The organism is Constrictibacter sp. MBR-5, from assembly GCF_040549485.1.
Classification (GTDB): domain Bacteria; phylum Pseudomonadota; class Alphaproteobacteria; order JAJUGE01; family JAJUGE01; genus Constrictibacter.
Map to the genome: position 1 here is coordinate 76,059 of NZ_JBEPTK010000005.1, position 24,836 is coordinate 100,894.

Annotated in this window: 23 protein-coding genes and 1 pseudogene; 10 read left to right on the forward strand and 14 right to left on the reverse strand. The window is 70.2% G+C overall.

The genetic code is table 11. From position 1 onward, the window contains the following. Positions 1 to 2 precede the first annotated feature (2 nt). The 4 genes from plsY to rnr all read left to right on the forward strand — a co-directional run bounded on the left by plsY (position 3) and on the right by rnr (position 6,974). On the forward strand, positions 3 to 641 hold the full coding sequence (gene plsY / locus ABIE65_RS12615; protein WP_354078084.1) for a glycerol-3-phosphate 1-O-acyltransferase PlsY: 639 nt from the start codon (positions 3 to 5) through the stop codon (positions 639 to 641). Between the two features lie 53 nt (positions 642 to 694). Then, positions 695 to 1,846, forward strand: coding sequence for a DNA-processing protein DprA (gene dprA, locus ABIE65_RS12620; protein ID WP_354078085.1), 1,152 nt, complete (start codon positions 695 to 697; stop codon positions 1,844 to 1,846). 81 nt (positions 1,847 to 1,927) lie between these two features. Beyond that, positions 1,928 to 4,681, forward strand: a complete 2,754-nt coding sequence (gene topA, locus ABIE65_RS12625) for a type I DNA topoisomerase (protein WP_354078086.1) — start codon at positions 1,928 to 1,930, stop codon at positions 4,679 to 4,681. Position 4,682: 1 nt separating this feature from the next. Next, positions 4,683 to 6,974: a ribonuclease R gene (gene rnr, locus ABIE65_RS12630; protein WP_354078088.1), complete on the forward strand. Its 2,292-nt coding sequence runs from the start codon at positions 4,683 to 4,685 to the stop codon at positions 6,972 to 6,974. Positions 6,975 to 6,983: 9 nt separating this feature from the next. On the opposite strand, the gene ABIE65_RS12635 is transcribed toward rnr, so the two are convergent. The 14 genes from ABIE65_RS12635 to ABIE65_RS12700 form a co-directional block, all read right to left on the reverse strand. Next, on the reverse strand, positions 6,984 to 7,415 hold the full coding sequence (locus tag ABIE65_RS12635) for a hypothetical protein (RefSeq protein WP_354078089.1): 432 nt from the start codon (positions 7,413 to 7,415) through the stop codon (positions 6,984 to 6,986). Positions 7,416 to 7,493: 78 nt separating this feature from the next. Then, the gene (locus tag ABIE65_RS12640) at positions 7,494 to 8,789 is read right to left on the reverse strand and encodes an RsmB/NOP family class I SAM-dependent RNA methyltransferase (RefSeq protein WP_354078090.1); all 1,296 of its coding nucleotides are present in this window, start codon (positions 8,787 to 8,789) and stop codon (positions 7,494 to 7,496) included. 126 nt (positions 8,790 to 8,915) lie between these two features. Further along, positions 8,916 to 9,080, reverse strand: a complete 165-nt coding sequence (locus ABIE65_RS12645; RefSeq protein ID WP_354078092.1) for a hypothetical protein — start codon at positions 9,078 to 9,080, stop codon at positions 8,916 to 8,918. A gap of 89 nt (positions 9,081 to 9,169) precedes the next feature. Continuing rightward, positions 9,170 to 10,129 carry a glycosyltransferase family 2 protein gene (locus ABIE65_RS12650; RefSeq protein ID WP_354078094.1) on the reverse strand — a complete coding sequence of 320 codons (960 nt, stop codon included), beginning with the start codon at positions 10,127 to 10,129 and terminating at the stop codon, positions 9,170 to 9,172. Positions 10,130 to 10,147: 18 nt separating this feature from the next. Then, the gene (locus ABIE65_RS12655) at positions 10,148 to 10,444 is read right to left on the reverse strand and encodes a PqqD family protein (protein WP_354078095.1); all 297 of its coding nucleotides are present in this window, start codon (positions 10,442 to 10,444) and stop codon (positions 10,148 to 10,150) included. 18 nt (positions 10,445 to 10,462) lie between these two features. After that, entirely contained in the window at positions 10,463 to 11,386 is a 924-nt protein-coding gene (locus ABIE65_RS12660) for a hypothetical protein (RefSeq protein WP_354078097.1), read from the reverse strand. Positions 11,387 to 11,388: 2 nt separating this feature from the next. After that, complete coding sequence (locus tag ABIE65_RS12665) at positions 11,389 to 11,697, reverse strand: hypothetical protein (protein ID WP_354078099.1); 309 nt, start codon at positions 11,695 to 11,697, stop codon at positions 11,389 to 11,391. 66 nt (positions 11,698 to 11,763) lie between these two features. Further along, complete coding sequence (locus ABIE65_RS12670) at positions 11,764 to 13,416, reverse strand: methyl-accepting chemotaxis protein (RefSeq protein ID WP_354078100.1); 1,653 nt, start codon at positions 13,414 to 13,416, stop codon at positions 11,764 to 11,766. Positions 13,417 to 13,564: 148 nt separating this feature from the next. Further along, the gene (locus tag ABIE65_RS12675; RefSeq protein WP_354078102.1) at positions 13,565 to 14,155 is read right to left on the reverse strand and encodes a Smr/MutS family protein; all 591 of its coding nucleotides are present in this window, start codon (positions 14,153 to 14,155) and stop codon (positions 13,565 to 13,567) included. Then, positions 14,136 to 14,825, reverse strand: coding sequence for a LutC/YkgG family protein (locus ABIE65_RS12680; RefSeq protein ID WP_354078103.1), 690 nt, complete (start codon positions 14,823 to 14,825; stop codon positions 14,136 to 14,138). Before ABIE65_RS12680 ends, ABIE65_RS12675 begins: the two co-directional genes overlap by 20 nt. Beyond that, a complete protein-coding gene (locus tag ABIE65_RS12685) occupies positions 14,822 to 15,268 on the reverse strand; it encodes a hypothetical protein (protein ID WP_354078104.1) in 447 nt (148 codons plus the stop codon). Before ABIE65_RS12685 ends, ABIE65_RS12680 begins: the two co-directional genes overlap by 4 nt. After that, positions 15,265 to 16,689 carry a LutB/LldF family L-lactate oxidation iron-sulfur protein gene (locus ABIE65_RS12690; protein WP_354078459.1) on the reverse strand — a complete coding sequence of 475 codons (1,425 nt, stop codon included), beginning with the start codon at positions 16,687 to 16,689 and terminating at the stop codon, positions 15,265 to 15,267. Before ABIE65_RS12690 ends, ABIE65_RS12685 begins: the two co-directional genes overlap by 4 nt. A gap of 5 nt (positions 16,690 to 16,694) precedes the next feature. Beyond that, positions 16,695 to 17,477, reverse strand: coding sequence for a (Fe-S)-binding protein (locus tag ABIE65_RS12695; RefSeq protein ID WP_354078105.1), 783 nt, complete (start codon positions 17,475 to 17,477; stop codon positions 16,695 to 16,697). Between the two features lie 119 nt (positions 17,478 to 17,596). Continuing rightward, on the reverse strand, positions 17,597 to 18,067 hold the full coding sequence (locus ABIE65_RS12700) for an Lrp/AsnC family transcriptional regulator (protein WP_354078106.1): 471 nt from the start codon (positions 18,065 to 18,067) through the stop codon (positions 17,597 to 17,599). A gap of 134 nt (positions 18,068 to 18,201) precedes the next feature. On the opposite strand from ABIE65_RS12700, the gene ABIE65_RS12705 reads away from it, so the two are divergent. The 6 genes and pseudogenes from ABIE65_RS12705 (at position 18,202) to ABIE65_RS12730 (ending at position 24,810) form a co-directional block, all read left to right on the forward strand. Beyond that, a complete protein-coding gene (locus tag ABIE65_RS12705; RefSeq protein WP_354078107.1) occupies positions 18,202 to 20,562 on the forward strand; it encodes a thiamine pyrophosphate-binding protein in 2,361 nt (786 codons plus the stop codon). Positions 20,563 to 20,664: 102 nt separating this feature from the next. Continuing rightward, a complete protein-coding gene (locus ABIE65_RS12710) occupies positions 20,665 to 20,856 on the forward strand; it encodes a hypothetical protein (RefSeq protein WP_354078108.1) in 192 nt (63 codons plus the stop codon). A gap of 88 nt (positions 20,857 to 20,944) precedes the next feature. Beyond that, the gene (gene serS, locus ABIE65_RS12715; protein ID WP_354078109.1) at positions 20,945 to 22,225 is read left to right on the forward strand and encodes a serine--tRNA ligase; all 1,281 of its coding nucleotides are present in this window, start codon (positions 20,945 to 20,947) and stop codon (positions 22,223 to 22,225) included. After that, positions 22,218 to 23,000, forward strand: coding sequence for a 5'/3'-nucleotidase SurE (surE, locus tag ABIE65_RS12720; RefSeq protein ID WP_354078461.1), 783 nt, complete (start codon positions 22,218 to 22,220; stop codon positions 22,998 to 23,000). Before serS ends, surE begins: the two co-directional genes overlap by 8 nt. Then, positions 22,997 to 23,635 (forward strand): annotated as a pseudogene (locus ABIE65_RS12725) (protein-L-isoaspartate(D-aspartate) O-methyltransferase); the annotation flags it as partial. The gene surE and the pseudogene ABIE65_RS12725, both read left to right, overlap by 4 nt. 86 nt (positions 23,636 to 23,721) lie before the next feature. Continuing rightward, positions 23,722 to 24,810, forward strand: a complete 1,089-nt coding sequence (locus ABIE65_RS12730; RefSeq protein ID WP_354078110.1) for a peptidoglycan DD-metalloendopeptidase family protein — start codon at positions 23,722 to 23,724, stop codon at positions 24,808 to 24,810. Positions 24,811 to 24,836 lie beyond the last annotated feature (26 nt).

Sequence of the window (24,836 nt, forward strand, 5' to 3'; positions counted from 1 at the left end):
CCATGCCCGAGGCCGGCACGGAACTCTGGGTGCTGCTGGCGGCGTTCGCCGGCGCCTACCTGCTGGGATCGATCCCGTTCGGACTGGTGCTGGCGACCCTGTCGGGCGCCGGCGACATCCGCAAGATCGGCTCCGGCAACATCGGCGCCACCAACGTGCTGCGCACCGGACGCAAAGGCTTGGCGCTGGCGACGCTGCTGCTGGACGGCGGAAAGGGTGCCGTGGCGGTGCTGGTCGCGTCGCAGTTTGGCGCGGCCGCCGCCGGTATCGCGGCGCTGGGCGCCGTCGTGGGCCACGTCTTTCCGGTCTGGCTGAAGTTCAAGGGCGGCAAGGGCGTGGCGACCGCCATCGGCGTGCATCTGGCGCTGGCATGGCCGGTCGGCCTGCTGATCTGCGCGACGTGGCTGATCGTCGCCGCGATCTTCCGCTATTCCTCGCTGGCGGCGCTCGTCGCCATCGTCCTGTCGCCGATCTACCTGCTCTGGCTGGAGGGCGGCCTGCACGCCGAGATCGCCGGCATCATCGCGATCCTGGTGGTCGTCTGCCACCGCGAGAACATCAAGCGCCTCGCCGCCGGGACGGAGACCAAGATCGGCGCGAAGGGAGGCAGCGGCGGCGACGCGCCCGGCGGCCCGCACTGAGGACGCAACGGATGGTCGCTTCCGGCCAGCGAAAATCCCGTTAGGATCGTGGGATGGACGGCACGGGGGCGCAGCGGCTGGATGATGCGGAACGGCTCGACCGGCTGCGGCTGGCGCGCGCCGATCAGGTCGGCCCCGTCACGTTCCATCGCCTGCTCGAACGCTATGGCAGCGCCGCGGCGGCGCTGTCGGCACTCCCCGGCCTCACCGGCAACGGGCGGCCGGCGCGCATCCCCGACCGGACGGACGCCGAGCGCGAATTGAAGGCGGTCGAGCGCCTCGGCGCGCGGTTGCTCGCCTTCGGTGACGCCGACTATCCGACGCCGCTCGCCGCCATCGCCGACCCGCCGCCCTTCCTGGCCGTCCTCGGCGACCCGGCACTGCTGCAACGGTCCTGCATCGCGATGGTCGGCGCGCGGAACGCCTCGGTGGCCGGGCAGCGCTTCGCCCAGCGCATGGCGGCCGACCTGGGCGGGCAGGGGTTCGTCGTCGTGTCGGGCCTGGCGCGCGGCATCGACGCCGCGGCGCATACCGGCGCGATGGATGCCGGTACGGTCGCGGTCGTGGCCGGCGGCGTCGACGTCGTCTTTCCGCCGGAGAACCGCGCGCTCTACGAGGCGATCGCCGAACGCGGCGCCGTCGTCGCCGAACTGCCGCCGGGGACCGAGCCCAAGGCCCGGCATTTCCCGCGCCGCAACCGCATCATCGCCGGCCTGTCCGCCGGGGTCGTCGTGGTGGAGGCGGCGCTGCGCTCGGGCTCGCTGCTGACCGCTCGCATGGCGTTCGACGAGAACCGCGAGGTCTTCGCCGTCCCGGGCTCGCCGCTCGACCCGCGGTGCCGCGGCAGCAACGACCTGCTGCGCCAGCGCGCGCACCTGACCGAGGGTGTGGACGACGTGATGGAGGTGCTGCGGGGCCAGCTCGACCTGCGGCCGCCGAGCCGGCCGGCCACGCGCCGAACGCCTCTCCCGGCGGCTCCTCAGCGGCCGGTCCCGACGCCTGTGCAGACCGGTACAGGTGCCGAGGCGGGCGACCGGGACCCGGTCGGGCGGGTGGTCGAGGCTTTGGGTCCCACGCCGGTTACCGTTGACGAACTGGTGCGACGGTGCCAACTGTCCGCGGCGTCCGTGACCTCGGTGTTGCTGGAGTTGGAGCTTTCCGGCCGTGTCGAGCGGCATCCGGGTCAGCGCGTCTCGCTCCTTTGATGGCGGACCTCCGATGACGGAATGGGCGGTAGGCCCTCTATCGAACGGCTCTGAACACGGACCGACAGGAAGTATCGCAGCGTGAAGGTCGTCGTCGTCGAATCGCCTGCCAAGGCAAAGACCATCAACAAGTATCTCGGCTCGGACTATCACGTCCTCGCCAGCTACGGTCACGTCCGCGACCTGCCGCGCAAGGACGGCTCCGTCCGGCCGGACCAGGACTTCGAGATGGACTGGGAGGTCGAGGCCGATTCCAAGCGGCGGATCGACGACATCGCGAAGGCGCTGAAGGGTGCCGACGGCCTCTATCTCGCCACCGACCCGGATCGCGAGGGCGAGGCGATCTCGTGGCACGTGCATCAGGTCCTGGCGGAACGCAACGTCCTGAAGACCATGGATGTGCGCCGCGTCGTCTTCTACGAGGTGACGCGCAGCGCCGTGCTCGACGCGGTGGCCAACCCCCGCGATCTCAACCGCGAACTGGTCGACGCCTATCTGGCGCGTCGCGCCCTGGATTATCTCGTCGGCTTCACGCTGTCGCCGGTGCTGTGGCGCAAGGTGCCGGGCTCGCGCTCGGCCGGCCGGGTGCAATCGGTCGCACTGCGGCTGATCTGCGAGCGCGAAGGCGAGATCGAATCCTTCCGTCCGCAGGAATTCTGGACGATCGACGGGGTCTTCACGACGCCGCGCGGCGAGAAGATGACCGCGCGCCTGACCCATCTCGATGGCAAGAAGCTCGGCAAGTTCGACCTGCCGCAGGAGCAGAGTGCCGCGGCCGCGGTCGAGTCGCTGCGCCAGGGTTCCTACGCCGTCGCATTGGTCGAGAAGCGCGAGACGCGGCGCAACCCGCAGCCGCCGTTCACGACCTCGACGCTGCAGCAGGAGGCGTCGCGCAAGCTGCGCCTGTCCGCCAGCCGGACCATGCGCATCGCGCAGCGGCTGTACGAGGGCGTCGACATCGGCGGCGAGACGGTGGGTCTCATCACCTATATGCGGACGGACTCGGTCAACCTGTCGAACGAGGCGATCTCCGGGTCGCGCGACCTGATCGCCCGCGACTACGGCCCGGCCTATCTGCCGAACGCGCCGCGCACCTATCGCAGTGCGGCGCGCAACGCCCAGGAGGCCCACGAGGCGGTGCGGCCGACCGACCTGATGCGCCGTCCGCAGGACGTGAAGCGCTACCTCGCCCCGGAAGAGGCGGGCGTCTACGAACTGATCTGGAAGCGGACCGTCGCCTCCCAGATGGAGAGCGCGCGCCTCGACCAGGTCGCCGTCGACATCGCGGACAGGAACGGTCGCGGCGTCTTCCGCGCGGTCGGTTCGGTCATCACGTTCGACGGCTTCCTCAAGCTCTATCGCGAGGACACCGACGACGCGCCCGAGGACGACGAGGGCGAGGGCCGCATCCTGCCGGCGGTGGCCAAGGACGATGCGATGGCGCATCGCGACATCAAGGCTGACCAGCACTTCACCCAGCCGCCGCCGCGCTTCACCGAGGCCAGCCTGGTCAAGAAGATGGAGGAACTCGGCATCGGCCGGCCCTCCACCTATGCGTCCATCATCCAGGTGCTCCAGGATCGCGACTATGTGCGCCTGGAGGCGCGACGCTTCGTCCCCGAGGACCGCGGCCGCGTCGTCACCGCGTTCCTGTCGAGCTTCTTCGAGCGCTACATCGAGTACGGCTTCACGGCCGAACTCGAGCAGAAGCTCGACGACGTCTCGAACGGGCGCCTCGAGTGGCGGGCGTTGCTGCGTGACTTCTGGCGCGACTTCATCGCCAAGGTCACCGACATCAAGGACCTGACGATCACCCAGGTGATCGACACGCTGGACGAGGAGCTGGGCTCCCACTTCTTCCCCGCGAAGGAGGACGGGACCGACCCGCGGCTCTGCCCGGCCTGCTCCGCGGGCCGCCTGGGCCTGCGGCTGGGCAAGCACGGGGCGTTCATCGGCTGCTCCAACTACCCGGAATGCCGCTTCACCCGTCCGCTGGCGATGCCGGGCGAGGGCGAGGAGGGCGGCGCCGGCGGCGACTTCCCGCGCGTCCTCGGCAACGATCCGGACACCGGGCTGCCGGTCTCGCTGCGCAAGGGCCCCTACGGCGTCTATGCGCAGCTGGGCGAGGGCGAAGGCAAGGAGAAGCCGAAGCGGGCATCGCTGCCGCGCGGCATGACGCCTGACAGCGTGACGCTGGAGCGGGCGCTGTCGCTCCTGGCGCTGCCGCGCGAGATCGGGCTGCACCCCGACGACCGGGCGACGGTCACCGCGGGGATCGGGCGGTTCGGGCCGTATGTGAAGCACGGGAGCGTCTACAAATCGATCCCAGCGGACGAGGACGTCCTGACCATCGGCCTCAACCGGGCCGTGGACCTGCTCGCCCAGGCCAAGGAGAAGTCCGGGTCGCTGCGGGACATGGGGCCGCATCCGGCGGGCGGCGGCACCATCACGATCAACAAGGGGCGCTTTGGTCCCTACCTGAAGCACGGCCGGGTGATGGCGTCGCTACCGAAGAACGCCGAGGTCGAGACGCTGACCATGGAAGAGGCCGTGGCGCTGCTGGCGGCCAAGGCCGGCAAGGCGCCGGCCAAGGGCGGAAAGGCCGTCGGCAAGGGAAGCGCGAAGGCATCGAAATCCGCAGCGGAGAAGGCCCCGGCCGAGGCGGCGACGGCGAAGAAGCCCGCCGCGAAGAAGGCCCCGGCGAAAAAAGCACCGCCAAAGAAGGCCGCAGCGAAGAAGCCGGCGGCCAAGAAGAGCGCGGCGGCGAAATCAGGCGCGCCGGCGGTCGAGACGGCCGCAACACCCGGCGCGGCGCGCCGGGCGGCGGGAAGATAGGGTGGCGCGCCGCATCGGCAAAGCGGGCAAGCGGCCTGCCGGACGGCCGCACGGTACGCCGCGCCCCGGCAAGACGCGGTTCGACCAGGCGAAGGTCGTTCCGACGCGATCGGAGATCCTGCAGTTCGTCGAGGACAGCGGGCGGCCCGTCGACAAGCGCGAGGTCGCGAAGGCCTTCGGCATAACGGGCGCGGCGCGGCGCGACCTGAGCGCGACGTTGCGCGAACTCCAAGAAGAAGGCGCCGTGGTGCGCGGGCGAGGTCGCAAGATGGCGGAGCCGGGTGCGGCACCGGAAGTGGCCGTGGTCGACATCGTCGGCACGGACGCCGACGGCGAGATCATCGGCAGGCTGGCAGCCTGGCGCGGCGAGGCGGAGGCGCCGCGGATCTTCATGGCGCCGGAACGGCCGGGAACGCCGACCCTGGCACCCGGCGTGAAGGTGCTGGCGCGGCTGCGTCGCATGTCGGCGAACACCTACGAAGGCCATCCGATCCGGGTCCTGACCGAGGCGCCGACGCGCCTGCTGGGCGTGTTCGAGCGCGACGAACATGGGAACGGGTGGGTCCGGGCAACCGAACGGCGCGAGCGCAATCCGTTCGCCGTGGCGCCGGGTTCGGAGAGCGATGCCGTGGTCGGCGACCTCGTCATGGCGGAGCTGCGCGCCGGCCGGCATCTGGGCGAGCGGCACGTCCGCATCGTCGAGCGCATCGGGGCGAGCGGCGACCCGAGCACGATCAGCCTCATCTCGGTCCATACCCACGGCATTCCGCACGAATTTCCGGACGAGGCGGTGGCCCAGGCCGAGGCGGCGACCGAGCCGACGCTGGCCGGGCGGGTCGACCTTCGCGACATTCCCCTGGTCACGATCGACGGCCCCGACGCCCGCGACTTCGACGATGCCGTCTGGGCGGAGGCCGACACGGCGCCCGGCAATCCGGGGGGCTGGCACGTCATCGTCGCGATCGCCGACGTCAGCTGGTACGTCCGGCCGGGCGACGCCCTGGACCAGGCGGCCTACGAGCGCGGCAACTCGGTCTATTTCCCGGACCGCGTGGTGCCGATGCTGCCGGAGGCGCTGTCGAACGGCCTCTGCTCGCTGCGCCCGAACGAGAACCGCGGCTGCCTCGCGGTGCACATGTGGCTCGATTCCGAGGGCGAACTCGTCCGCCATCGCTTCGAGCGCGGGCTGATGCGCTCCGCGGCGCGGCTGACCTACGAGGCCGTCCAGACGGCGCGCGACGGGGCGCCGAACGACCAGACGGGTCCGCTGCTCGATCCGGTCATCAAGCCGCTCTACGGCGCTTTCGATGCGCTGCTGACGGCGCGGCGCAAGCGCGGCACGCTGGAGATCGACCTGCCGGAACGGCAGGTGCTGATGGGCGCCGACGGCCGGATCAAGGCGATCATCCCGCGCGCCCGCCTCGACAGCCACCGGCTGATCGAGGAGTTCATGGTGGCCGCGAACGTCGCCGCGGCGGAAGCGCTGGAGCGGGCGGGCTGGCCCTGCATGTACCGCATCCACGACAAGCCGGACGAGGCCAAGGTCGAATCGCTGATCGACTATCTCGCCGACCTCGACATCCCGCTGTCGGCGGGCCAGCTGAACCGCCCGAAGCAGTTCACCCAGTTGCTCGGCCGCGTCGCCGACGGCCCGTTCGCGCCGATCGTCAACGAACTGGTGCTGCGGGCGCAGGCACAGGCCGTCTACAGCCCCGAGAATATCGGGCATTTCGGCCTGGGCCTGAAGCGCTATGCCCACTTCACCTCACCGATCCGGCGGTACTCGGACCTGCTCGTCCATCGCGCGCTCGTGTCGGGGCTGAAGCTGGGCGAGGGCGGACTGCCCGCGGATGCCGACGCCACCTTCCCGGCGGCGGGCGAGCACATCTCGATGACCGAGCGGCGGGCGGCGGCGGCCGAGCGCGAGGCGATCGAGCGCTATACCGCGGCCTTCCTGGCGGGACGGGTCGGCGAGACCTTCCCGGGGCGCGTCACCGGCGTGACGCGCTTCGGCCTGTTCGTCCGCCTGCAGGATGTCGGAGCCGACGGGCTGGTGCCCGTGTCGACGCTTCCGGCCGACTTCTACGACCACGACGAAAAGCGGCACGAACTGGTCGGGCGGCGCAGCGGCAAGGCGTTCCGCCTGGGGATGTCGCTGGACGTGCGGCTGGCGGCGGCCGATCCGGTCACCGGCGGTCTCCTGCTGCACGTCATGGGCGGCGGCGAGCGCGAGAAGCGCCCGCTCAAGGGACGGCGCGGGCCGTTCGGACGCCCACCGCGAAGCCGGGGCTGATCCGCCGCGTCAGCCGGAGCGCTGCGGCAGGTTCTCCGCCGGGGGCAGCGGCAGCCGCTCCACGGGATCCTCCATCGGCATCGGCGTATACATGGGTTCCGCCTGGGGCGCCGGCGCCATCGACTGCGCCGCGCAGCGGCCGCGATACGTCACCCGGTAGATGTCGCCGTTGAAGAACCGCCCGTCGGTCAGCGACTCCTCGCGCTCGGCGACCTCGTAGCCTTCGGTGCAGATCCCGGCCGCGTTCAGGCGGCCGCGCAGGTCCTGCAGCCGCCATGCCTCGCCTTCCGGACGGCGAACCGGATAGAGGTCGTAGTCCTCGGCGACGAAGACGAAGCCGGCATCCGTCTCCGATCCATCGACGCGCAGGGAGGACTGGGGGGTCGTGCATCCGGCCGTGACGGCGCATGCCAACGCTAGCGGAATCAGGCGGAGATGCATTGTGCGCGGAGGCCTCGTTTCGGCGTCGTGGGACAACTTTACTATGGGGCAGCCGGCAAGGCGAGTGATGGCGGCCGCCTAAGCCGCCTCCGGGCTCTTTCTCTCCATGACGGCGGCGAAGAAGCCGTCCGTTCCGTGACGTGCCGGCGTCAGGCGCATGAAGGTTTCGCCCAGGCCCGGCTGCAGGTCGGCGACGGGCACGACGGTGAAGTCGGGGTGGCCGGCGAGGAAAGCCTCGATCCGGTCCTCGTTCTCGGCCCGCATGAACGAGCAGGTCGCGTAGACGAGGCGCCCGCCCGGACGCACCAGCCGCGCGGCGCTCTCCAGGATGCTCGCCTGCAGGGCGATCAGCGACTCCAGGCCGGGGCCCGCCGGGCGCCAGCGCGCGTCCGGATTGCGGCGCCAGGTGCCGGTGCCGCTGCACGGCGCGTCGACGACCACGCGGTCGAACTTGCCCTTGTGGCGCTTCACCCAGGGGTCGCGCTCCGTCTTCAGCGGCCGGCGCTCGACATTGTGGATGCCGGCGCGGCGCAGCCGCTCGCCGGCCCGTTCCAGCCGATCGGCGGAGATGTCGCAGGCGACGACGCGGCCCTTGTTCTGCATGGTCGCCGCGAGCGCCAGCGTCTTGCCGCCCGCACCGGCGCAGAAGTCGACGACCTGCATGCCGGGCCGGGCCTCGGCGATTACCGCGATGAGCTGCGAGCCTTCGTCCTGCACCTCGAACAGGCCTTCGCGGAATGAGGGCAGGGCGCCCAGCGCGATGCGGCCCTGGCGCCGCATGCCCCAGGGCGACCAGGGCGTCGCCTCGACCTCGACGCCGTCGGCGGCGAGGGCGGCGATGGCCTGGGCGCGTGTCGCCTTGACGGCATTCGCGCGGAAATCCAGCGGCGCCGGTTCGATGAGCGCCGCCATCTCTTCGGCGAAGCGCTCACCCAGCGCCTCGCGCAGGCCGGCCTCGGCCCAGTCCGGGCATTCGAGGCGTACCGCCTCGGGCATGTCGGGATCGTCCAGCGGCTTGCCGGCCAGGGTGTGGAACAGCTTCTCCTCGGCGCGGGTGAGCGGCGCAGGGTCGTGGCCGTTGCCGGTGAAGAGGCCGCCCGGCCCGACCAGCGCGCGCTGCGCGGCCAGCGCCTGGCCGGCGATGACGCGCAGTCGGGGCGTGGGCGCCATGCCGCCGCGCTCGATCAGCCAGCCGATGCGCGCCCACTGGCGGAAGTGGCCGAATACCAGGGCCTGGATCGCGGCGCGGTCCTTGGCGCCGATGTAGCGGCGGGTGCGCAGATAGGAGGCGACGATGGCGTCGGCCGGCGCCGGCGCACGCTCATACTCCTCCAGCACGTCGATCGCGGCCGCGAGGCGGGCGCCGGGGGTCATCCGCAGTGATTCTGGAGGGTCATCAGCGTGTTTGACCGCAATGCCGCTACGGTCGTCAAGCCTTACCACGGACTCCGAGAAGCTGAAGTGAAAAGCGGCTGGAAGCGGCAGGCAGTCTCGGCGATTTTATGAATAGAAACCCGTGCCGTCGGGGGTGAACCCGGAGGGCCCGGCCTGCGCTTTGACCGCCTCAAGCTTCTTGATCGTGGGAATTTCCCATTCTCGCATCGGCGATTCATCTGAGGCGGACGCTGCCGCGCGATCCAGAATTTCTCGATTCTGCACGCCCATTCGGCCCTCACCGACGCGCATTGATCAATGCGTCAATTATAGCAAAGAGCTGGGCAGTTCGACAATTGCATCGTCCACGCCCTTGCCTGTCAAGGGATCGATGAGGAGGATCCGCGCCGAGACCCGCGAAGCGCGGCAAGTATCGTGTCGCGGATTTCGGCGGTGGCGACGTCGTCTGCTATGCAGGACCGGCAAAGACGTCGCCACCGGCGCTGCATGCGATGGCGCGTCTCCCTGTCGTCGGGCCGAAGGCGTCGGAGGAACAGATCCCCGAGCGAGGCCAACCCGTCCCGATCCAGCGGCGTTCCCTCGACGACCAGGGTAAACGCGGCGCGGTCCGACGACGATGCGTCGGGAAACATGGCGGAGAAATGCCGGGCGCGAATCTGGCCCTGGCGATACCGGATCGCCGTGGCGAAGCGCTTCGTCAACTGGTTCGCATGAAAACGATAGTGACCGAGAACGCGCGGCACGTTGCCGAAGCGATAGCTCGGCGAGAGCCTGATGCACTGCGCAAGACCCTCGCGGATCTGCACTTCGGGCGGATAGCGATTCTCCCGAATGACATCGCCGCGGTACAGCAGGGCGCCATCGGCTACGGGTGAGGAGAAGAGCGCCTCGTGACGGATCGCCTCATGCCCGCGAGCGAAACGGATGATGCCGCGCGCCGCACCGAAGCGCTGCATCCAGCATCCGCAGACGTCGACCCCATGCCTTTCCATCCAGGCGAGCTGCACTTCGAACCGTTCAGGGTGGCACAGGTCGTCATGGTCTATCCGGCCGATGAATGCGCCCTGCGCTGCTCCGATGCCGGTGTTCAGCGCCTCGGGCTGCCCCCGGTGCGGCTGCTGCAACAAGCGGACGCGGCCGTCGCGGGCGGCCCATCGTTCGACGATCGCGGCGGTGTCGTCGGTCGAGCCGTCGTCGACGACGATCAGTTCCAGCCTCTGGTGTGTCTGGGCCAGAACCGAGGCGACGGCATCGTCCACGAATGCGGCGCCGTTGCGGACGGGCATGACCACGGACACGAGCGGCGAGGCGGCGGCCATCTCGACGGGCAGCGCCGGCTATTCGGGATCGGGGAGGCGGCAGAGGAGGTTCTCCGCCGCCAGATGAGCCACGTAAGCCAGCGTCTGGGTGGCGCAGGTCTCTTCGTCGATCCGATAGTGTGTCCGGAGTGCCGCACAGATGTCGCGCACGCGGATGGGCTGCTCGGTTGCGCGCCATACGAGGAGGCCGCTGCCGCCGAGGGCGAAGCAGTTGCCGGAGTCCTCGTCCATCAGCAGGATTTCACGCTCGTCGGTCTCCACCCCGAGAATGGACGGGTTGCGTGCCACCCGGTCGTCGAGCGTGAACGCGTTCACTGATGGCTCCGGTCGCCGCTAAGAGAACGGGCGCTCTTCGCGTCCCTGTCCGCATGCTTCCAGCACCGCGGACAGGAGCAGGGGGAAGGGAGCGCCGCGCGGTCGGGATAGCAGAAGGACCGGAACCCGCGCCACAAGATCCAGCCACAACCGCCGGATCGCGGTAGCCCGCCCGGAGTCCTCGAGCCATCCCGGCTTGCGGAGGCAATGAGGCAGCATGGCGGCGGCCTCGAGCGGCGACAGCCGCGACACGCCGAGTTCGCCCCAGCGCAGCAAATAGAGGGCCGCGACCGGATACGGCGCGTCCACCGGGGCCGGCCCGATGGCCGCCAGGGTCTTGCCGTCCCAGGACGAAAACGGCGTCAGCGGTACCACGCCTTCCCCCAGCAACGACACGCTGTCCGCGTCGAGCCGCGACCGGCTCGGTCCCGGCCATGCGACGGGGGGCAAGCGCTCGTGGGGCGATGGGTGGACGACGAGAAGGTCGTCGCTGAGGATCGCATATCCCGTCTGGCCGAATGCCGAGGCCAGGGTCGACTTGCCGGCACCCGAGCTTCCGCAGAAGGCGATGCAGGAGCCGGCTACCTGGACGGCGGCGGCGTGCAGCGGCAGGAGGCCCCGCTGATAGGCGATTCCGGTCAGCCCGGCTGGCAGCACGGTGCGTGGGACGACATCACCCTCCGGCTCGATCCAGACCGACACGGCCACCCGCGTTCCGCCGATGGCGGTGCAGCCGAAGCGCTGCGCCCGCAGCGTCAGCCCATCACGGTGCTCCAGGTCGCCCGGACCGAACCGGACGTCGACGTTGCTGTCGGCCGTTTCTGGAAGACCCGGGAGGGCGATCTCGCTCTCGATCGTCAGGCCGGCGGCGCGAAGGCGCACCGGTGTCGGGAGCGTGTCGAGAAAATTCCCACGCGTTCCCTGCCGTCCGTCGGCGCGCACGTTCAGTCGCGCCGCCGGCGCAGCAGGACGTAGAAGGCGCCGTTGCCGCAGCGGCGCGGCTGGGCGGGCGAGTAGGCGAGGACGCGCAGGCGGGGCGTGGGCACCATGCCGGCGCGCTCGATCAGCCAGCCGATGCGCGCCCACTGGCGGAAGTGGCCGAAGATCAGGGCCTGGATCGCGGCGCGGTCCTTGGCGCCGATGTAGCGGCGGGTGCGCAGGTAGGAGGCGACGATGGCGTCGGCGGGTGCCGGCGCACGCTCATACTCCTCCAGCACGTCGATCGCGGCTGCGAGGCGGGCGCCGGGGGTCATCGAGCAGCGATTTCATTGATCATCGGCTGCGGCTTAGCCGCAGCCGATGCCATGCGTCAAGCTATGTCACGCGCCGGCGACATCAGCCAGGAACACTTCCACCTTCCCGCGAAGCGTCTGGGCCTCGCGGCCGAGGCTGTTCGCGGCCCGTGACACCCGCTCCGCTTCCAGACCGGTTGCACGAATGGCCCGGCTGACGGTGCCGATCCGCTCCGTCACCAGATCGGTCCCGCCCGCTGCCTCGCGGACATTGCGCGAGATATCGCTGGTCGCGGCGGACTGTTCCTCGACGGCGGCGGCGATGCCGCTGGCGATCTCCCGGATCCGGACGATGGTGCCGGCAATGCCCCTGATGGCCTCGGCCGAAGCGGTGCTGACCGACTGGATCTGTGCGATCTGCTCGGCGATCTCCTCGGTCGCACGCGCCGTCTGGGTCGCCAGCGACTTCACTTCCGAGGCCACGACGGCGAAGCCCTTGCCGGCCTCGCCTGCCCGAGCCGCCTCGATCGTGGCATTCAGGGCGAGGAGGTTCGTCTGGGCGGCGATGCCGCTGATCAAGTCGACGACCTCGCCGATCTTTCGCGCGGCGGCAACCAGGCCGCCGACGGTGTCGTTTGTCCGCTCCGCCTCGCTCTCCGCCTGCTCCGCGATCGATTGCGAGGCGACGACCTGCCGGCCGATCTCTCCGATCGAAGAGGTGAGCTGTTCGGCAGCGGCAGCGACCTGCTGGACGTTCGCCGCGGCGCGGTCGGCCGCGTCGGTCGCCCCGTCGCTGGACTGCCGGCTGTCGGCGGCCATGCCGGACATCCGCTCCGCCGTCTCGGCCATGTCCTTGGCGGCGGTCGCAACCAGGTCGACAACGGCGCGGGCGTCGGTGTCGAAGCCTGCGAGAAGCGCGGCTATGCGCTCCGCTCGTGCCTCCTGCAAACGCGTTTGGTCCTGCTTCTCGGCTTCGAGCGCCTCCCTCTGAATGGCGTTCTGGCGAAAGATCTCCAGGGCCCCGACGAGTTGCCCGACCTCGGTGGCGGGATGGGCCGCCGGCAGTGCGACGCGGGTATCGCCTTCGGCGAGCCGCCGCGTCACCTGCGTGACGTCGTTGAGCGAGCGCTTGATTCCCCGGCTGATCATCGTCGCGCATCCGAGAATGACGATGAGGATCAGGCCCTCCTCTATGAGCGTACGGGTCGCCTTCTGTACGAACGCCGCTTCGACGTCGCTGACATAGATGCCGCTGCCGATGATCCAGCCCCAGGGCGCGAAGGCCTGCACGTAGGATATCTTCGGCTCGGGCGTCCCGTCGGCCTTGCCGGGCGGCGGCCAGCTATAGTCGACGAAGCCGGCGCCATCCCGGCGTGCCAGTTCGACGAACGCGAGAAACAGCTTTTTGCCGGTGGGATCGGCGAAGTCCGAGACGTCCTTGCCCTGCAGCTTCTTTGCGTAGGGATGCATCAGCATCACGGGGCGGTGATCATTGACCCAGAAATACTCCTTCCCCTCGTAGCGCATGGCTTCGAGGGCGGCGAGCGCCGCCGCCTGCGCGGCCTCCCGCGTCATGTTCCCGTCCTGCTCGCGCTGGTAGAAATGAGCGACGACACTGTGCGCCGCCTCGACCAGGTTCTTCGTTTTCAGTCGCCGGCTCTCAACGAGATCGGAGCGATAGGAAAGCAGATTGAGCGCGCTGATCGTCAGCGTCGTCACGACGACGATCGCGACGAGCAAGGCCAGCTTGTACGATATTCGGAGCCTCTGAAAGGACACTGCTTCCCCCTTGGTCACGTGCGGTCGTGCCGTTGGGGGATGACTAAGGCCCACTATTTAAGTTTTGATTACAGAAGGTTATGGCGAAATTTCGGGGGCGGCCGGTCGGCTAGTCCCGCCGCCGGCGCAGCAGGACGTAGAACGCGCCGTTGCCGCCGTGGCGCGGCTGGGCGGGCGAGTAGGCGAGGACGCGCTCGCGGTTGGCGCCCTCGTGCAGCCAGCGGGGCAGGGAGCGGCGGAGGATGCCGCCGGTCTCGCCCGCCTCTCTCGTCCCGGCCGAGAAGCCGCGGCCGGTGATGACCAGCACCACGCGCCGCTCGGCCCTGATCTGCGCCGACAGGAAGCCGTTGAGCGCGTGGTGCGCTTCCTCCTGCGTCATGCCGTGCAGATCGAGTCGCGCTTCCACCGCGAGCGTGCCGCGGCGCAGGCGCATCGCACTGCGACGGTCGAGACCGGCGACGCCGCCGCGCCCCTGCACGACGGGCAGAGGCTGTGCGGGAACGTGCGCCGGCAGCTGCGCCAGGGGGCGGGCGGAAGCGGGCGACGCGGGCGCCGGAGCCGGGGGGGCGGCAGGTGGAGGGTCGGGGATCCGCGCCGTCTCGATCAGCGGGCGGACGTCACGGGTCGCCTCGCGCCACAGGCGGATCTCGTCCTCGGTCGCCTGACCGCGGCGACGGCGCTCACCCGCCTGCCGCCGCACGACCGTCCACCAGGATGATGTGCAGGCGCCGCGGGCCGTGCGCGCCCATCTGCAGCTGCTGGCCGATGTCGGCACTGCGCGACGGGCCGGTGATGAAGTTGACGGTGCGCGGCATCGCGTGGCCCTGGCGGCCACGCAGCCGGTCCCAGGCGTCCTCCAGGGCGCCCACCACCTGGCCGCGGCGCAGCACGACGATGTGCGACTCGGGCAGGAAGTTGAGCGTCGTCGGCGACTGCGGGCCGGAGGTGAGCATCAGCGTGCCGGTCTCCGCGATGGCGGCGAACGCGCCGGTGACGCTGGCCGTGTCCGTCTCGCGCGCCACACCGCGGCGCAGGACGAGCAGCGGCCGGTTCCGCCATGGCACGTCGTCGAGCTGCGGGTCGGGTGCGACCGCCAGCTGCGCCGGCAGGTTCTCGCGCGCCAGATAGCCGGCGATCGCGGCCGGAATCGCATCGACGGTGGCGACGCGGTCGAGGGTCGCTGCCGCTGCCGTCACCTTGGCGGCAAACAGGTCGACCAGCGCACCGGCGTCGAGCGCCACGCGGGCGAGCTGCGGGCCGCGCGGATGGCGGCCCATCCGCTCCTCTATGCCCGACTGGGCGTCGCGGTCGAGCACCCCGCGCCCGTGCGAGCGGCGCAGGGCGCCCAGGATGTCGTCGCGTGCGCTCATTCCACCTCCATCCGCCGCCGCGCCGGCAGATTCCGAATGGCGAAGCCGCGCCAGTCGCCGTGCGGCGAAAGGCACTCCGATCCCTTCTCGGCCGGGAGACGCAGGCTCAGGACGCCCTGGTCCCAGAGCGAAGACCAGCCCGCCACGTCGTTCAGCGCCAGGGCGAGGGCGCGCCGGCGCACGCGGGTCATCACCATCATGTTCACCACGGTGAGCAGCAGGATCACGCCGCTCGCCAATGCCGCCATCGCCCAGATCCAGTCCGCGGCCAGCCAGACGACCACCACGATCGCCGCGAGGCCGAAGGTCGGCGCCGCATTCTCCCACATCACATAGACCGGCGAGCCGGGACGGTTCAGCGGGCGCAGGTCCACCCCCACATCCACCCGCCGTTCAGCTTCCGCGACCCGGATCCGCTCGTGCAGCGCCTCGTCACGCCTCATCGCGCCCGCGCCTTGCGTTGCCGCGCCGCCCATTGCTGCTGGAAGGTGCCGCCCTCCGGGGCGGGCATGTCGCGCACCGACGTCCAGCCGCCGGCGAAGGGCAGGGTGCGGAAGCGCCCCGCACGACGGCCGAGGCCGCCGAGGAAGCCCACCGCCACGGCCGTCGCCATGCGGTAGAGCCGGGGCCGCGTCGCGAGCCACGTCCAGGCCTTCAGGCCGTAGCGGGCGGTGTTCGGCTCCAGGTGCCGCTCGAACTCGCGCTCCCGCCAGTGCCGCATCATCTTCGGCAGCGGGATGCGCACCGGGCACACCTCCTCGCACTTGCCGCAGAGGGTGGAGGCGTTCGGCAGCAGCTTCGCCTCGTCGATGCCGATCAGCGCCGGGGTCAGCACGACGCCCATCGGACCCGGATAGACCCAGCCGTAGGCGTGGCCGCCGATCTGGTGATAGACGGGGCAGTTGTTCATGCAGGCGCCGCAGCGGATGCAGCGCAGCATGTCCTGGAACTCGCCGCCGATCATGGCGCTGCGGCCGTTGTCGAGCAGCACGACGTGGTACTCGCCCGGGCCGTCAAGGTCCTCGGCGCGGCGCGGCCCGGTCGAGACCGTGGTGTAGACCGACATCTCCTGGCCCGTGGCCGAGCGCGCAAGCACGCGCAGCATGGTCGACAGGTCTTCCAGGGTGGGGACGACCTTTTCCAGGCTGGCGAGGACGATGTGCGCCTTGGGCAGCGTCTGGGTCAGGTCGCCGTTGCCCTCGTTGGTCACGATGACCGAGGAGCCGGTTTCGGCGATCAGGAAGTTGGCGCCGGTGATGCCGACGTCGGCCTCCAGGAAGCGGCGGCGCAGGATGGTGCGCGCCTCGGCCAGCATCGCGCGCGGCTCGGTCAGCGGGCGGTCGGCGTCGAGATCCTTGTGATGCTCGCGGAACGCCTTGGCGACGCCTTCGGTCGTGACGTGGATCGCCGGCGCGATGATGTGGCTCGGCGTCTCGTGGCGCAGCTGGATGATGTACTCGCCGAGGTCGGTCTCGACCGGCTCGATGCCGTTCTTCTCCAGATGGTCGTTCAGCATGATCTCCTCGGCGATCATGCTCTTGCCCTTGGTGACCGTCTTGGCCCCCAGGTCGCGGCAGAGACCGAGGATCGTCTCGCGCGCCTCTTCGGCCGTGCGGCACCAGTGCACCTTGCCGCCGTTCTCGATCACCTTCCGCTCGAAGCGCTCGAGGTAGTAGTCGATGTGCTCCAGCGTGTGGTTCTTGATGTCGCGCGCCGCGTCGCGCAGCGCGTCGAACTCCGGCACGTCGGCGGCGGCACGGACGCGCGCCTGGGAAAAGCCGCCCGCCAGCTTGCGCAGCTCCGACTGCAGGTCGGAGTCGTGCATCGCCTTGTGGGCGTTCTCCTTGAAGTTGGCCGCACCCATCAGCGTCACGGCTTGCGCCCTCCGGCAGTGCCTTCGCCGATAGCGGGGCCGTCGGCCATGCCGGCCAGCACCTCGGCGACGTGCCGCGACTTCACCGGCGATCCCTCGCGCGTCAGCTTGCCGGCCATGTTGAGCAGGCAGCCGAGGTCGCCCGCCAGCAGGGTGCCGGCGCCGCTGGCGCCGATGTCGGCGGACTTGCGGCGGACCATGGCGTCGGAAATCTCCGGATACTTCACGCAGAAGGTACCGCCGAAGCCGCAGCAGACCTCCGGCTCCGCCATTTCGGTCAGGGTCAGACCCTCCACCCCGGCGAGCAGCTTGCGCGGCTGGGCCTTGATGCCGAGTTCGCGCAGGCCGGAGCAGGAATCGTGGTAGGTGACCGAGCCGTCGAAGCGTGCCGCGACCGTATCGACGCCGCAGACGTCGGTGAGGAACGAGATCAGCTCGTAGGTGCGGCGGGCGAGGTCGCGCGCCTGCTCGGCGAGTACCGGCTCATCGGCGAATAGGTCGGGGTAATGGTGGCTGATCATCCCGGCGCAGGAGCCGGACGGCGCCACGACGTAGTCGAAGCCCTTGAAGGCCTCCAGCACGCCACGGGCGATGCGCTTGGCGTCGGCGCGGTCGCCGGAATTGTACGGCGGCTGGCCGCAGCAGGTCTGCGCGGCCGGGACGGCGACCGTGCAGCCGGCATCCTCCAACAGCTTCACCGCCGCCATTCCGACGCTGGGCCGGAACAGGTCGACGAGGCAAGTGACGAACAATGCGACGTTTTTCGGCTGGCTGGGCATGGCTGCGGCGCGCTGGCCCCGTTCTTCTCGGGCGGGGCTGAAGAATGGGCGTGAGGACCGGGCGAGGCAAGCGCGACGGATGGGAGCGCCCTTAGACCGGGGTCGTCTCTCGTGGGTCGTCAATCCAGCGGCAGGGCGGTCAGGTACTTCACCTGCTTGAGCGCGAAGCTGGACTTGATGCTGGCGACGCCCGGCACGCGGGTGAGGTGATCCATGAGGAAACGCTGGAACGCCTCCAGGTCCGGCACGACGACCCGCAGCAGATAGTCGGCGTCGCCGGTCATCAGGTAGCATTCCATGACCTCCGGCCGCTCCTGCACGGCGGTTTCGAAGGTTTCCAGGGCACGTTCCACCTGACGTTCGAGCGTCACTTGAACGAAGACGCTGACCGGCAGGCCGACCGCACCCGGATCGACCAGGCCGACATAGCGCCGCACGATCCCGCGCTCCTCCAGGTCGCGCACCCGGCGCAGGCAGGGCGACGGCGACAGCCCGACCGCCTGGGCCAACTCGACGTTGGGGATCCGGGCGTTCTCCTGGAGCACCCGGAGAATTCGGCGATCGATCGCGTCGAGCGGCGCGGTGGGCATAATCTGTCGTCCGTGCGGCGTCCGGTGGAGGAAGATTGCGCAAACTAGCGCTGCCGGGACCGACTTCGCAACGCAGGCCTGGCCGAGACGCACTATATTTGGAGGCAACCCAAGCACCTGCCGAGGGATCCGCCATGTCGCCCGCCCGCTCGACCGCGCTGAAGACGATCGATCACGATGCCGAAGCGGCCGCGGACAGCGGTACCGACCGGGATGAGATCGCCTGCCTGCGGGCGCTGCAGCGCAAGATCCTCTGGCTGTCGTCGTGGATGATCCACAACGCCAACCACCTGCGCCCCAATCCGGACGGGGTGAAGGTCGGCGGCCATCAGGCGTCGAGCGCCTCGGTGTCGACGCTGATGACGGCCCTCTACATGTCGGTGCTGAAGCCGGAGGACCGGGTCGCGGTGAAGCCGCACGCCAGCCCGATCTTCCACGCGATCCAGTACCTGCTCGGCCGCCAGACCCGCGACAAGCTGGAGAATTTCCGCGCGCTCGGCGGCGCCCAGTCCTACCCGTCGCGCACCAAGGACGTGGACGACGTCGACTTCTCGACCGGTTCGGTCGGCCTCGGTGTCGCAATGACCGTGTTCGCCTCGATGGTGCAGGACTATGTCCGCGCTCGCCGCGCCGAGAACGCGGCACCGGCCGGCCGCATGGTGGCGATCGTCGGCGATGCCGAACTGGACGAAGGCAACGTGTTCGAGGCCCTGCTGGAGGGCTGGAAGCACGACGTGCGGAACCTCTGGTGGATCATCGACTATAACCGCCAGAGTCTTGATTCCGTTGTGAACGACCGGCTGTTCGGGCGCTTCGACGGGCTGTTCCGCAGCATGGGCTGGAACGTCATCGTTCTGAAGTACGGCAAGCGGCTGGAGGCGGCCTTCGCCGGCCCCGACGGCGAGCGGTTGCGCGACTGGATCGACGAGTGCCCCAACAGCCTCTACTCGGCGCTGGTCTTCAAGGGCGGCGCGGCCTGGCGCACGGAACTGGAGAAGGACCTGGGCGACGTGCCCGGGATCCGGCAGATCCTCGACAGTCACGACGACGACGCCCTCGCGGTCCTGATGACCAACCTCGCCGGCCACGACATGGAGAGCGTGCTGGAGGCCTTCCGGTCGGTGACCGACGACCGCCCGACCTGCTTCCTCGCCTACACCATCAAGGGCATGGGCCTGCCGTTCGCGGGCCACAAGGACAACCATGCCGGCCTGATGAACCCCGACCAGATGGCCGCCTTCAAGCAGAGCATGAAGATCGGCGACGGGCAGGAGTGGGACGCCTTCGCCGGCCTCGACCTGCCGGAGGAGACGCTGCGCGCCTACCTCGACCGGGTGCCGTTCCGCACCGAGCGGCCGCGCCGGCACATGGCCTCGACGGTGCCCGTGGAGATCGAGACGCCGACGGGCGCGCGGATGTCGACGCAGGAGGGTTTCGGCAAGATTCTCAACGCGTTGGGAAAATCCGATAATCCTCTCTCGCAGAAGGTGGTGACCACGTCGCCGGACGTGACGGTGTCGACCAATCTCGGCGGCTGGGTGAACCAGCGCGGCATCTTCTCGCGCAGCGAACGCCAGGACACGTTCCGCGAGGTGCAGGTCGTCTCCGCCCAGCGCTGGGGCCAGTCGCCGCGCGGCCAGCATTTCGAACTGGGCATCGCCGAGCACAATCTGTTCCTGATGCTGGGCGCCGCCGGCCTATCGCACGCCCTGTTCGGCGAGCGGATGCTGCCGGTCGGGACCCTGTACGACCCGTTCATCAATCGCGGCCTCGACGCGCTGAACTACGCGCTCTACCAGGACGCGCGCTTCATGGTGGTGGCCACGCCGTCCGGCGTGACCCTGGCGCCGGAGGGTGGGGCGCATCAGTCGATCAACACGCCGCTGGTCGGCATCGGCCTGCCGGGCCTGTCCTATTTCGAGCCGTCCTATGTGGACGAACTGGCGGCGATCATGCGCTGGGGCTTCGCCCACATGCAGGCGCCGGACGGTGGCTCGCTCTATCTGCGCCTGTCGACCCGGCCGCTGGCGCAGCCGGAGCGGTCGATCGACGAAGCCCTCGCGGATGAGATCATCGAGGGCGCCTACTGGGCCGTGCCGCCGGCACCGGGTGCCGAACTGGCGCTGGTCTACACCGGCGCAATGGCCCCCGATGCGGTCGCGGCGCACGCCGCCGTGCTGGACGACGTACCGGGCGCCGGCCTGCTGGCCGTGACGTCGCCGGACCGGCTCTACGAGGGGTGGCGCGCCGACGGTGCCGACTCGCACGCCGCCGGCCTGCTCGATGTCCTGGCGCCGGACGCGAAGCTGGTCAGCGTCATCGACGGCCACCCGGCGACGCTGGGCTGGCTCGGCTCCGTCTGCGGGCATCGCATCCGGCCGCTCGGAGTCACAGAATTCGGCCAGTCGGGTTCGGTCTCCGACCTGCACCGCATCAACGGCATCGACACGGACGGCATCGTCGATGCCGTGGCGCGGGTGCTGCTCGGCCGCTGAGGGGGCAGCTGTGGACAGCTTCGGAGCGCCCGCTCAGGCGGCGCTTGAACGCCGGCGACCGTCTCCGTAAGGTCCGCGCCTCGCGAAACCAGAGAGCAGCCGATGCGCGCCTTCGAGGGACAGAAGTCCGACAACCGCCCGATCAAGCGGGACGCGCGCGAGAAGCGTGCCCAGCTCGACATGCTCAAGCAGCGGCTCGCGACCATGAAGTCGCACGAGAGCCCGGCCCTGCGCCAGTCGATGGAAAAGAAGATCGCCGAGCTGGAGACGGAACTGGGCGGCAAGGCGCGCTGAGGCGCGTCGGAAGTCGGGCTGCGGCGGTGGACGGTCGGGGGTGGCGCCGGTATAAGGGCCAGTCCCGTAGCTCTGCGAAACAGGTTCCATGCTCGACATCCGATGGATCCGGGACGACCCCGCTGCGTTCGATCAGGCGCTCGCCAGGCGCGGCATGGATGCCGCCTCGGAGTCGGTGCTGTCGCTCGACCGCGACCGGCGCGCGGCGCAGACGCGCTTCCAGGAACTGCAGCAGCGCCGCAACGACGTGTCGAAGCGGGTCGGCCAGGCGAAATCCAAGGGCGAGGATGCCGCACCGCTGATCGCCGAAGTCGGTCGCCTCAAGGACGACGTGCAGGCGGTCGAGGAAGAGGAACGCGCCCTCGGGAAGCGGCTCGACGAGATGTTGGCGGCGTTTCCGAACGCGCCCGCAGACGACGTGCCCGTCGGCCCGGATGAGAGCGCCAATGTCGAGATCCGCCGCGTCGGCGAGCCGCGCGCGTTCGACTTCACGCCGCTCGACCATGTCGCGGTCGGTGAGAAGCTCGGCCTGATGGATTTCGAGCGCGCCTCCAAGCTGTCCGGCGCGCGGTTCGTCGTGCTCAGCGGACCGCTGGCGCGGATGGAGCGGGCGCTGGCCGCCTTCATGCTCGACATCCACACGCGCGAGTTCGGCTATACCGAGGTGGCGCCGCCGCTGCTGGTGCGCGACGACGCGCTGTTCGGGTCCGGCCAGCTGCCGAAGTTCGCCGACGACCTGTTCCGCACCGAGGAAGGCTTCTGGCTGATCCCGACGGCCGAGGTGCCGCTGGCCAATCTCGTCGCCGGGGAGATCCTGGACGAGGAGGCGCTGCCGCTGCGCTTCACGGCGGCGACGCCCTGTTTCCGCTCCGAGGCGGGCTCCGCCGGGCGCGACACACGCGGCATGATCCGCCAGCATCAGTTCACCAAGGTCGAGCTGATCAGCGTGACGGCGCCCGAGCAGTCCGACGCCGAGCAGGAGCGCATGACCGGCGCGGCCGAAACCGTGCTGCAGCGGTTGGGCCTGCCCTATCGCGTGGTGACGCTCTGCACGGGCGACATGGGTTTCGCCGCGCGCCGCACCTTCGACATCGAGGTGTGGCTGCCGGGGCAGGGGGCCTATCGCGAAATATCCAGCTGCTCGACCTGCGGGGACTTCCAGGCGCGGCGCATGAACGCGCGGGCGCGCCGCAAGGGCGAGAAAGGCACCCGCTTCGTCCATACGCTGAACGGCTCCGGCCTCGCCGTCGGCCGCACGATGGTGGCGATCCTGGAGAACTACCAGCAGGCGGACGGCTCGGTCGTCGTGCCCGAGGCGCTGCGGCCCTATCTCGGCGGCGATGCCGTGATCGGCGGTGCGGATGCTTAAGGAGCCGCTCGACCTCTCCAAGGCGCGGATCCTGATCTCGAACGACGACGGCATCCACGCGCCGGGCCTGAAGCATCTCGAGAAGATCGCCCGCAGCCTGTCGAAGGACGTGTGGGTGGTCGCGCCGGAGGACGAGCAGAGTGCGGCCAGCCATTCGCTGACCCTGCGCCGGCCGCTGCGCATCCGCAAGCTCTCGCGCCGCCGCTACGCCGTCGACGGCACGCCGACCGATTCCGTCCTGCTTGCCGTCACCCAGGTGATGAAGGATCATCCGCCGGACATCGTCCTGTCGGGGATCAACCGCGGCGGGAACATGGGCGGAGACGTCATCTATTCGGGCACGGTCGCGGCCGCGATGGAGGCGACGCTGCTGGGCATACCGGCGATCGCTCTGAGCCAGCACATCCCGCCCGGCGGCAATCCGCGCTGGGCGACGGCGGAGGCGCATGCGGCCGACGTCATCCGCCGGGTGGCCGACGCACGCTGGCCCGACGGCGTGCTGATCAACATCAACTTCCCCGACGTCGCCGCCGACGACGTGACCGGCGTGCGCGTCACGACCCAGGGCCGGCGCAAGCCCGGCGGGCTGATCCAGGAGGGCAAGGACCCGGCTGGCCGGCCGTACTTCTGGATCGGTACGGCGCGCGCCTTCGCCGACCATGCCGAGGGTACCGACCTGGAGACGGTCTATGGCGGCGGCATCTCGGTGACGCCGCTCTACATGGACCTGACCCACCGGACCACCGTCGACGCGCTGCGGAAGGTGATCGGGTGACGCTTGCCGCGCGGAAGATCCGGCTGATCATCATGCTCCGGCAGGCGGGCATCACCGACCCCCGCGTGCTGTCCGCGATCGAGCTGGTGCCGCGCGAGATCTTCGTGCCGGAAATCTTCCGCGACCAAGCCTACGAGAACGTGGCATTGCCGATCGGCCACGGCCAGACCATCAGCCAGCCCGTCGTGGTCGGCCTGATGACCCAGGCGCTGCAGATCGGCGAGCGCATGAAGGTGCTGGAGATCGGCACCGGCTCCGGCTACCAGACGGCGATCCTGTCGAAGCTCTGCCGGCGCGTCTACACGGTGGAGCGGCACCGGCCGCTGCTGCGCGACGCCGAGGCGCGACTGGAGCAGCTCGGCCTGCGCAACGTGACGACGCGCTACGGCGACGGGTCCGAGGGCTGGCGACCGGTGGCGCCGTTCGACCGTATCCTCGCCGCTGCGGCGGCCGCCGAGGTGCCGGCCAATCTCGCCGACCAACTCGCCGAGGGCGGCGTCATGATCACGCCGGTCGGCACCCGCCGCGACGACCAGCGCCTGGTGCGCGTCACGCGCGACGCGAGCGGCTTCAAGACCGAGGAGATGGTGCGGGTGCATTTCGTGCCGCTGGTGCCGTCGGTCGGCGAAGCGGACAACGGATCCGAGCACAGGCCCGAGAGCGGGCCCGAAAGTGCGGTGCCGGGCACCGCGCCGCCCAGCCGGTCCGAGGGAGGGGCGCAATGACGGTGCGCGCGATCCGGGCGGGCCTGCGGCTGCTGGCCGTGGCGGTCGTTCCGGCGGCTCTGCTCGCCGGCTGCGGCAACATCTACGTGCCGGCTCCCTCGCGCGGGACGGCGCCGGTCGCGCCGCCGCCCGCCGCGGGCCAGCCGCTCGACGTGCCGACCGTGACGGTGCAGCGCGGCGACACGCTCTACGGCATTGCGCTGGCCAACCGCGTGCCGATGCGCGGACTGATCGTCCTGAACAAGCTCGAGCCGCCCTATCGCCTGTCGCCGGGCCAGCAGCTGATCCTGCCGTCGCAGGCGCGGCTGCACACGGTGGTGCAGGGCGACACCAGCTATTCCATCGCCCGGCGCTATGGCGTCAGCGTGGCCGAACTGGCGGAGCTGAACGCCCTGGACCCGCCGGGGCGCATCCTGCTGGGACAGCAGCTGGTGATTCCGGGCGTCGAACTGCAGGAGCGGCTGGCGGTGCCGCCCGAGCAGACGACCGCCGTCGCAGTGACGACCGAACGCGCCGTCGAAGGCGAGCCGCTGCCGCCGTCCACATCGACGTCCACGGCACCGTCGGCGGCCGAGATCGCGGCGCTGCCGTCGCCCTCGCAGCCGGCCGCCGAGCCGCCGGCGCCGGCATCGTCCGTCAGCCCGCCCGCCGCCGCCGAGCCGGAACCGGCGAAGCCGGCCGCGAAGGCCGCGGCGCGCGACACGGCGCCGTTCATGATGCCCGTCCAGGGCAGGCTGCTGTCGGGATACGGGCCCAAGGCCGGCGGCCTGCGGAACGACGGCCTGAACATCGCCGCGGCGCGCGGATCCCCGGTGAAGGCGGCACGGGACGGCACCGTCGTCTATGCCGGCAACGAACTCCCGGGCTTCGGCAACCTCGTCCTGGTGAAGCACGACCAGGGATGGGTCACCGCCTACGGCCACAACGAGACGGTGCTGGTGAAGCGCGGCGATTCGGTCAAGCGCGGCCAGACGATCGGGACGGTCGGCAGCACCGGCAACGTTACCGAGCCGCAGCTGCATTTCGAGCTGCGCCAGGGCTCCCGCGCCATCGACCCCATGCCCTATGTGAGCACCGGCGCCTGAGGCGCCTGAGGGGGCGGTGGCGCCTT

Bases quoted from the DNA above. Each gene is read 5' to 3' on its own strand.
- plsY (WP_354078084.1), top strand. From the start codon at position 3: ATGCCCGAGGCCGGCACGGAACTCTGGGTGCTGCTGGCGGCGTTCGCC.
- dprA (WP_354078085.1), top strand. From the start codon at position 695: ATGGACGGCACGGGGGCGCAGCGGCTGGATGATGCGGAACGGCTCGAC.
- ABIE65_RS12635 (WP_354078089.1), bottom strand. From the start codon at position 7,415: ATGCATCTCCGCCTGATTCCGCTAGCGTTGGCATGCGCCGTCACGGCC.
- ABIE65_RS12640 (WP_354078090.1), bottom strand. From the start codon at position 8,789: ATGACCCCCGGCGCCCGCCTCGCGGCCGCGATCGACGTGCTGGAGGAG.
- ABIE65_RS12645 (WP_354078092.1), bottom strand. From the start codon at position 9,080: ATGGGCGTGCAGAATCGAGAAATTCTGGATCGCGCGGCAGCGTCCGCC.
- ABIE65_RS12650 (WP_354078094.1), bottom strand. From the start codon at position 10,129: ATGGCCGCCGCCTCGCCGCTCGTGTCCGTGGTCATGCCCGTCCGCAAC.
- ABIE65_RS12665 (WP_354078099.1), bottom strand. From the start codon at position 11,697: ATGACCCCCGGCGCCCGCCTCGCAGCCGCGATCGACGTGCTGGAGGAG.
- ABIE65_RS12680 (WP_354078103.1), bottom strand. From the start codon at position 14,825: ATGAGCGCACGCGACGACATCCTGGGCGCCCTGCGCCGCTCGCACGGG.
- ABIE65_RS12685 (WP_354078104.1), bottom strand. From the start codon at position 15,268: ATGAGGCGTGACGAGGCGCTGCACGAGCGGATCCGGGTCGCGGAAGCT.
- ABIE65_RS12690 (WP_354078459.1), bottom strand. From the start codon at position 16,689: ATGGGTGCGGCCAACTTCAAGGAGAACGCCCACAAGGCGATGCACGAC.
- ABIE65_RS12695 (WP_354078105.1), bottom strand. From the start codon at position 17,477: ATGCCCAGCCAGCCGAAAAACGTCGCATTGTTCGTCACTTGCCTCGTC.
- ABIE65_RS12700 (WP_354078106.1), bottom strand. From the start codon at position 18,067: ATGCCCACCGCGCCGCTCGACGCGATCGATCGCCGAATTCTCCGGGTG.
- ABIE65_RS12705 (WP_354078107.1), top strand. From the start codon at position 18,202: ATGTCGCCCGCCCGCTCGACCGCGCTGAAGACGATCGATCACGATGCC.
- ABIE65_RS12710 (WP_354078108.1), top strand. From the start codon at position 20,665: ATGCGCGCCTTCGAGGGACAGAAGTCCGACAACCGCCCGATCAAGCGG.
- serS (WP_354078109.1), top strand. From the start codon at position 20,945: ATGCTCGACATCCGATGGATCCGGGACGACCCCGCTGCGTTCGATCAG.
- surE (WP_354078461.1), top strand. From the start codon at position 22,218: ATGCTTAAGGAGCCGCTCGACCTCTCCAAGGCGCGGATCCTGATCTCG.
- ABIE65_RS12730 (WP_354078110.1), top strand. From the start codon at position 23,722: ATGACGGTGCGCGCGATCCGGGCGGGCCTGCGGCTGCTGGCCGTGGCG.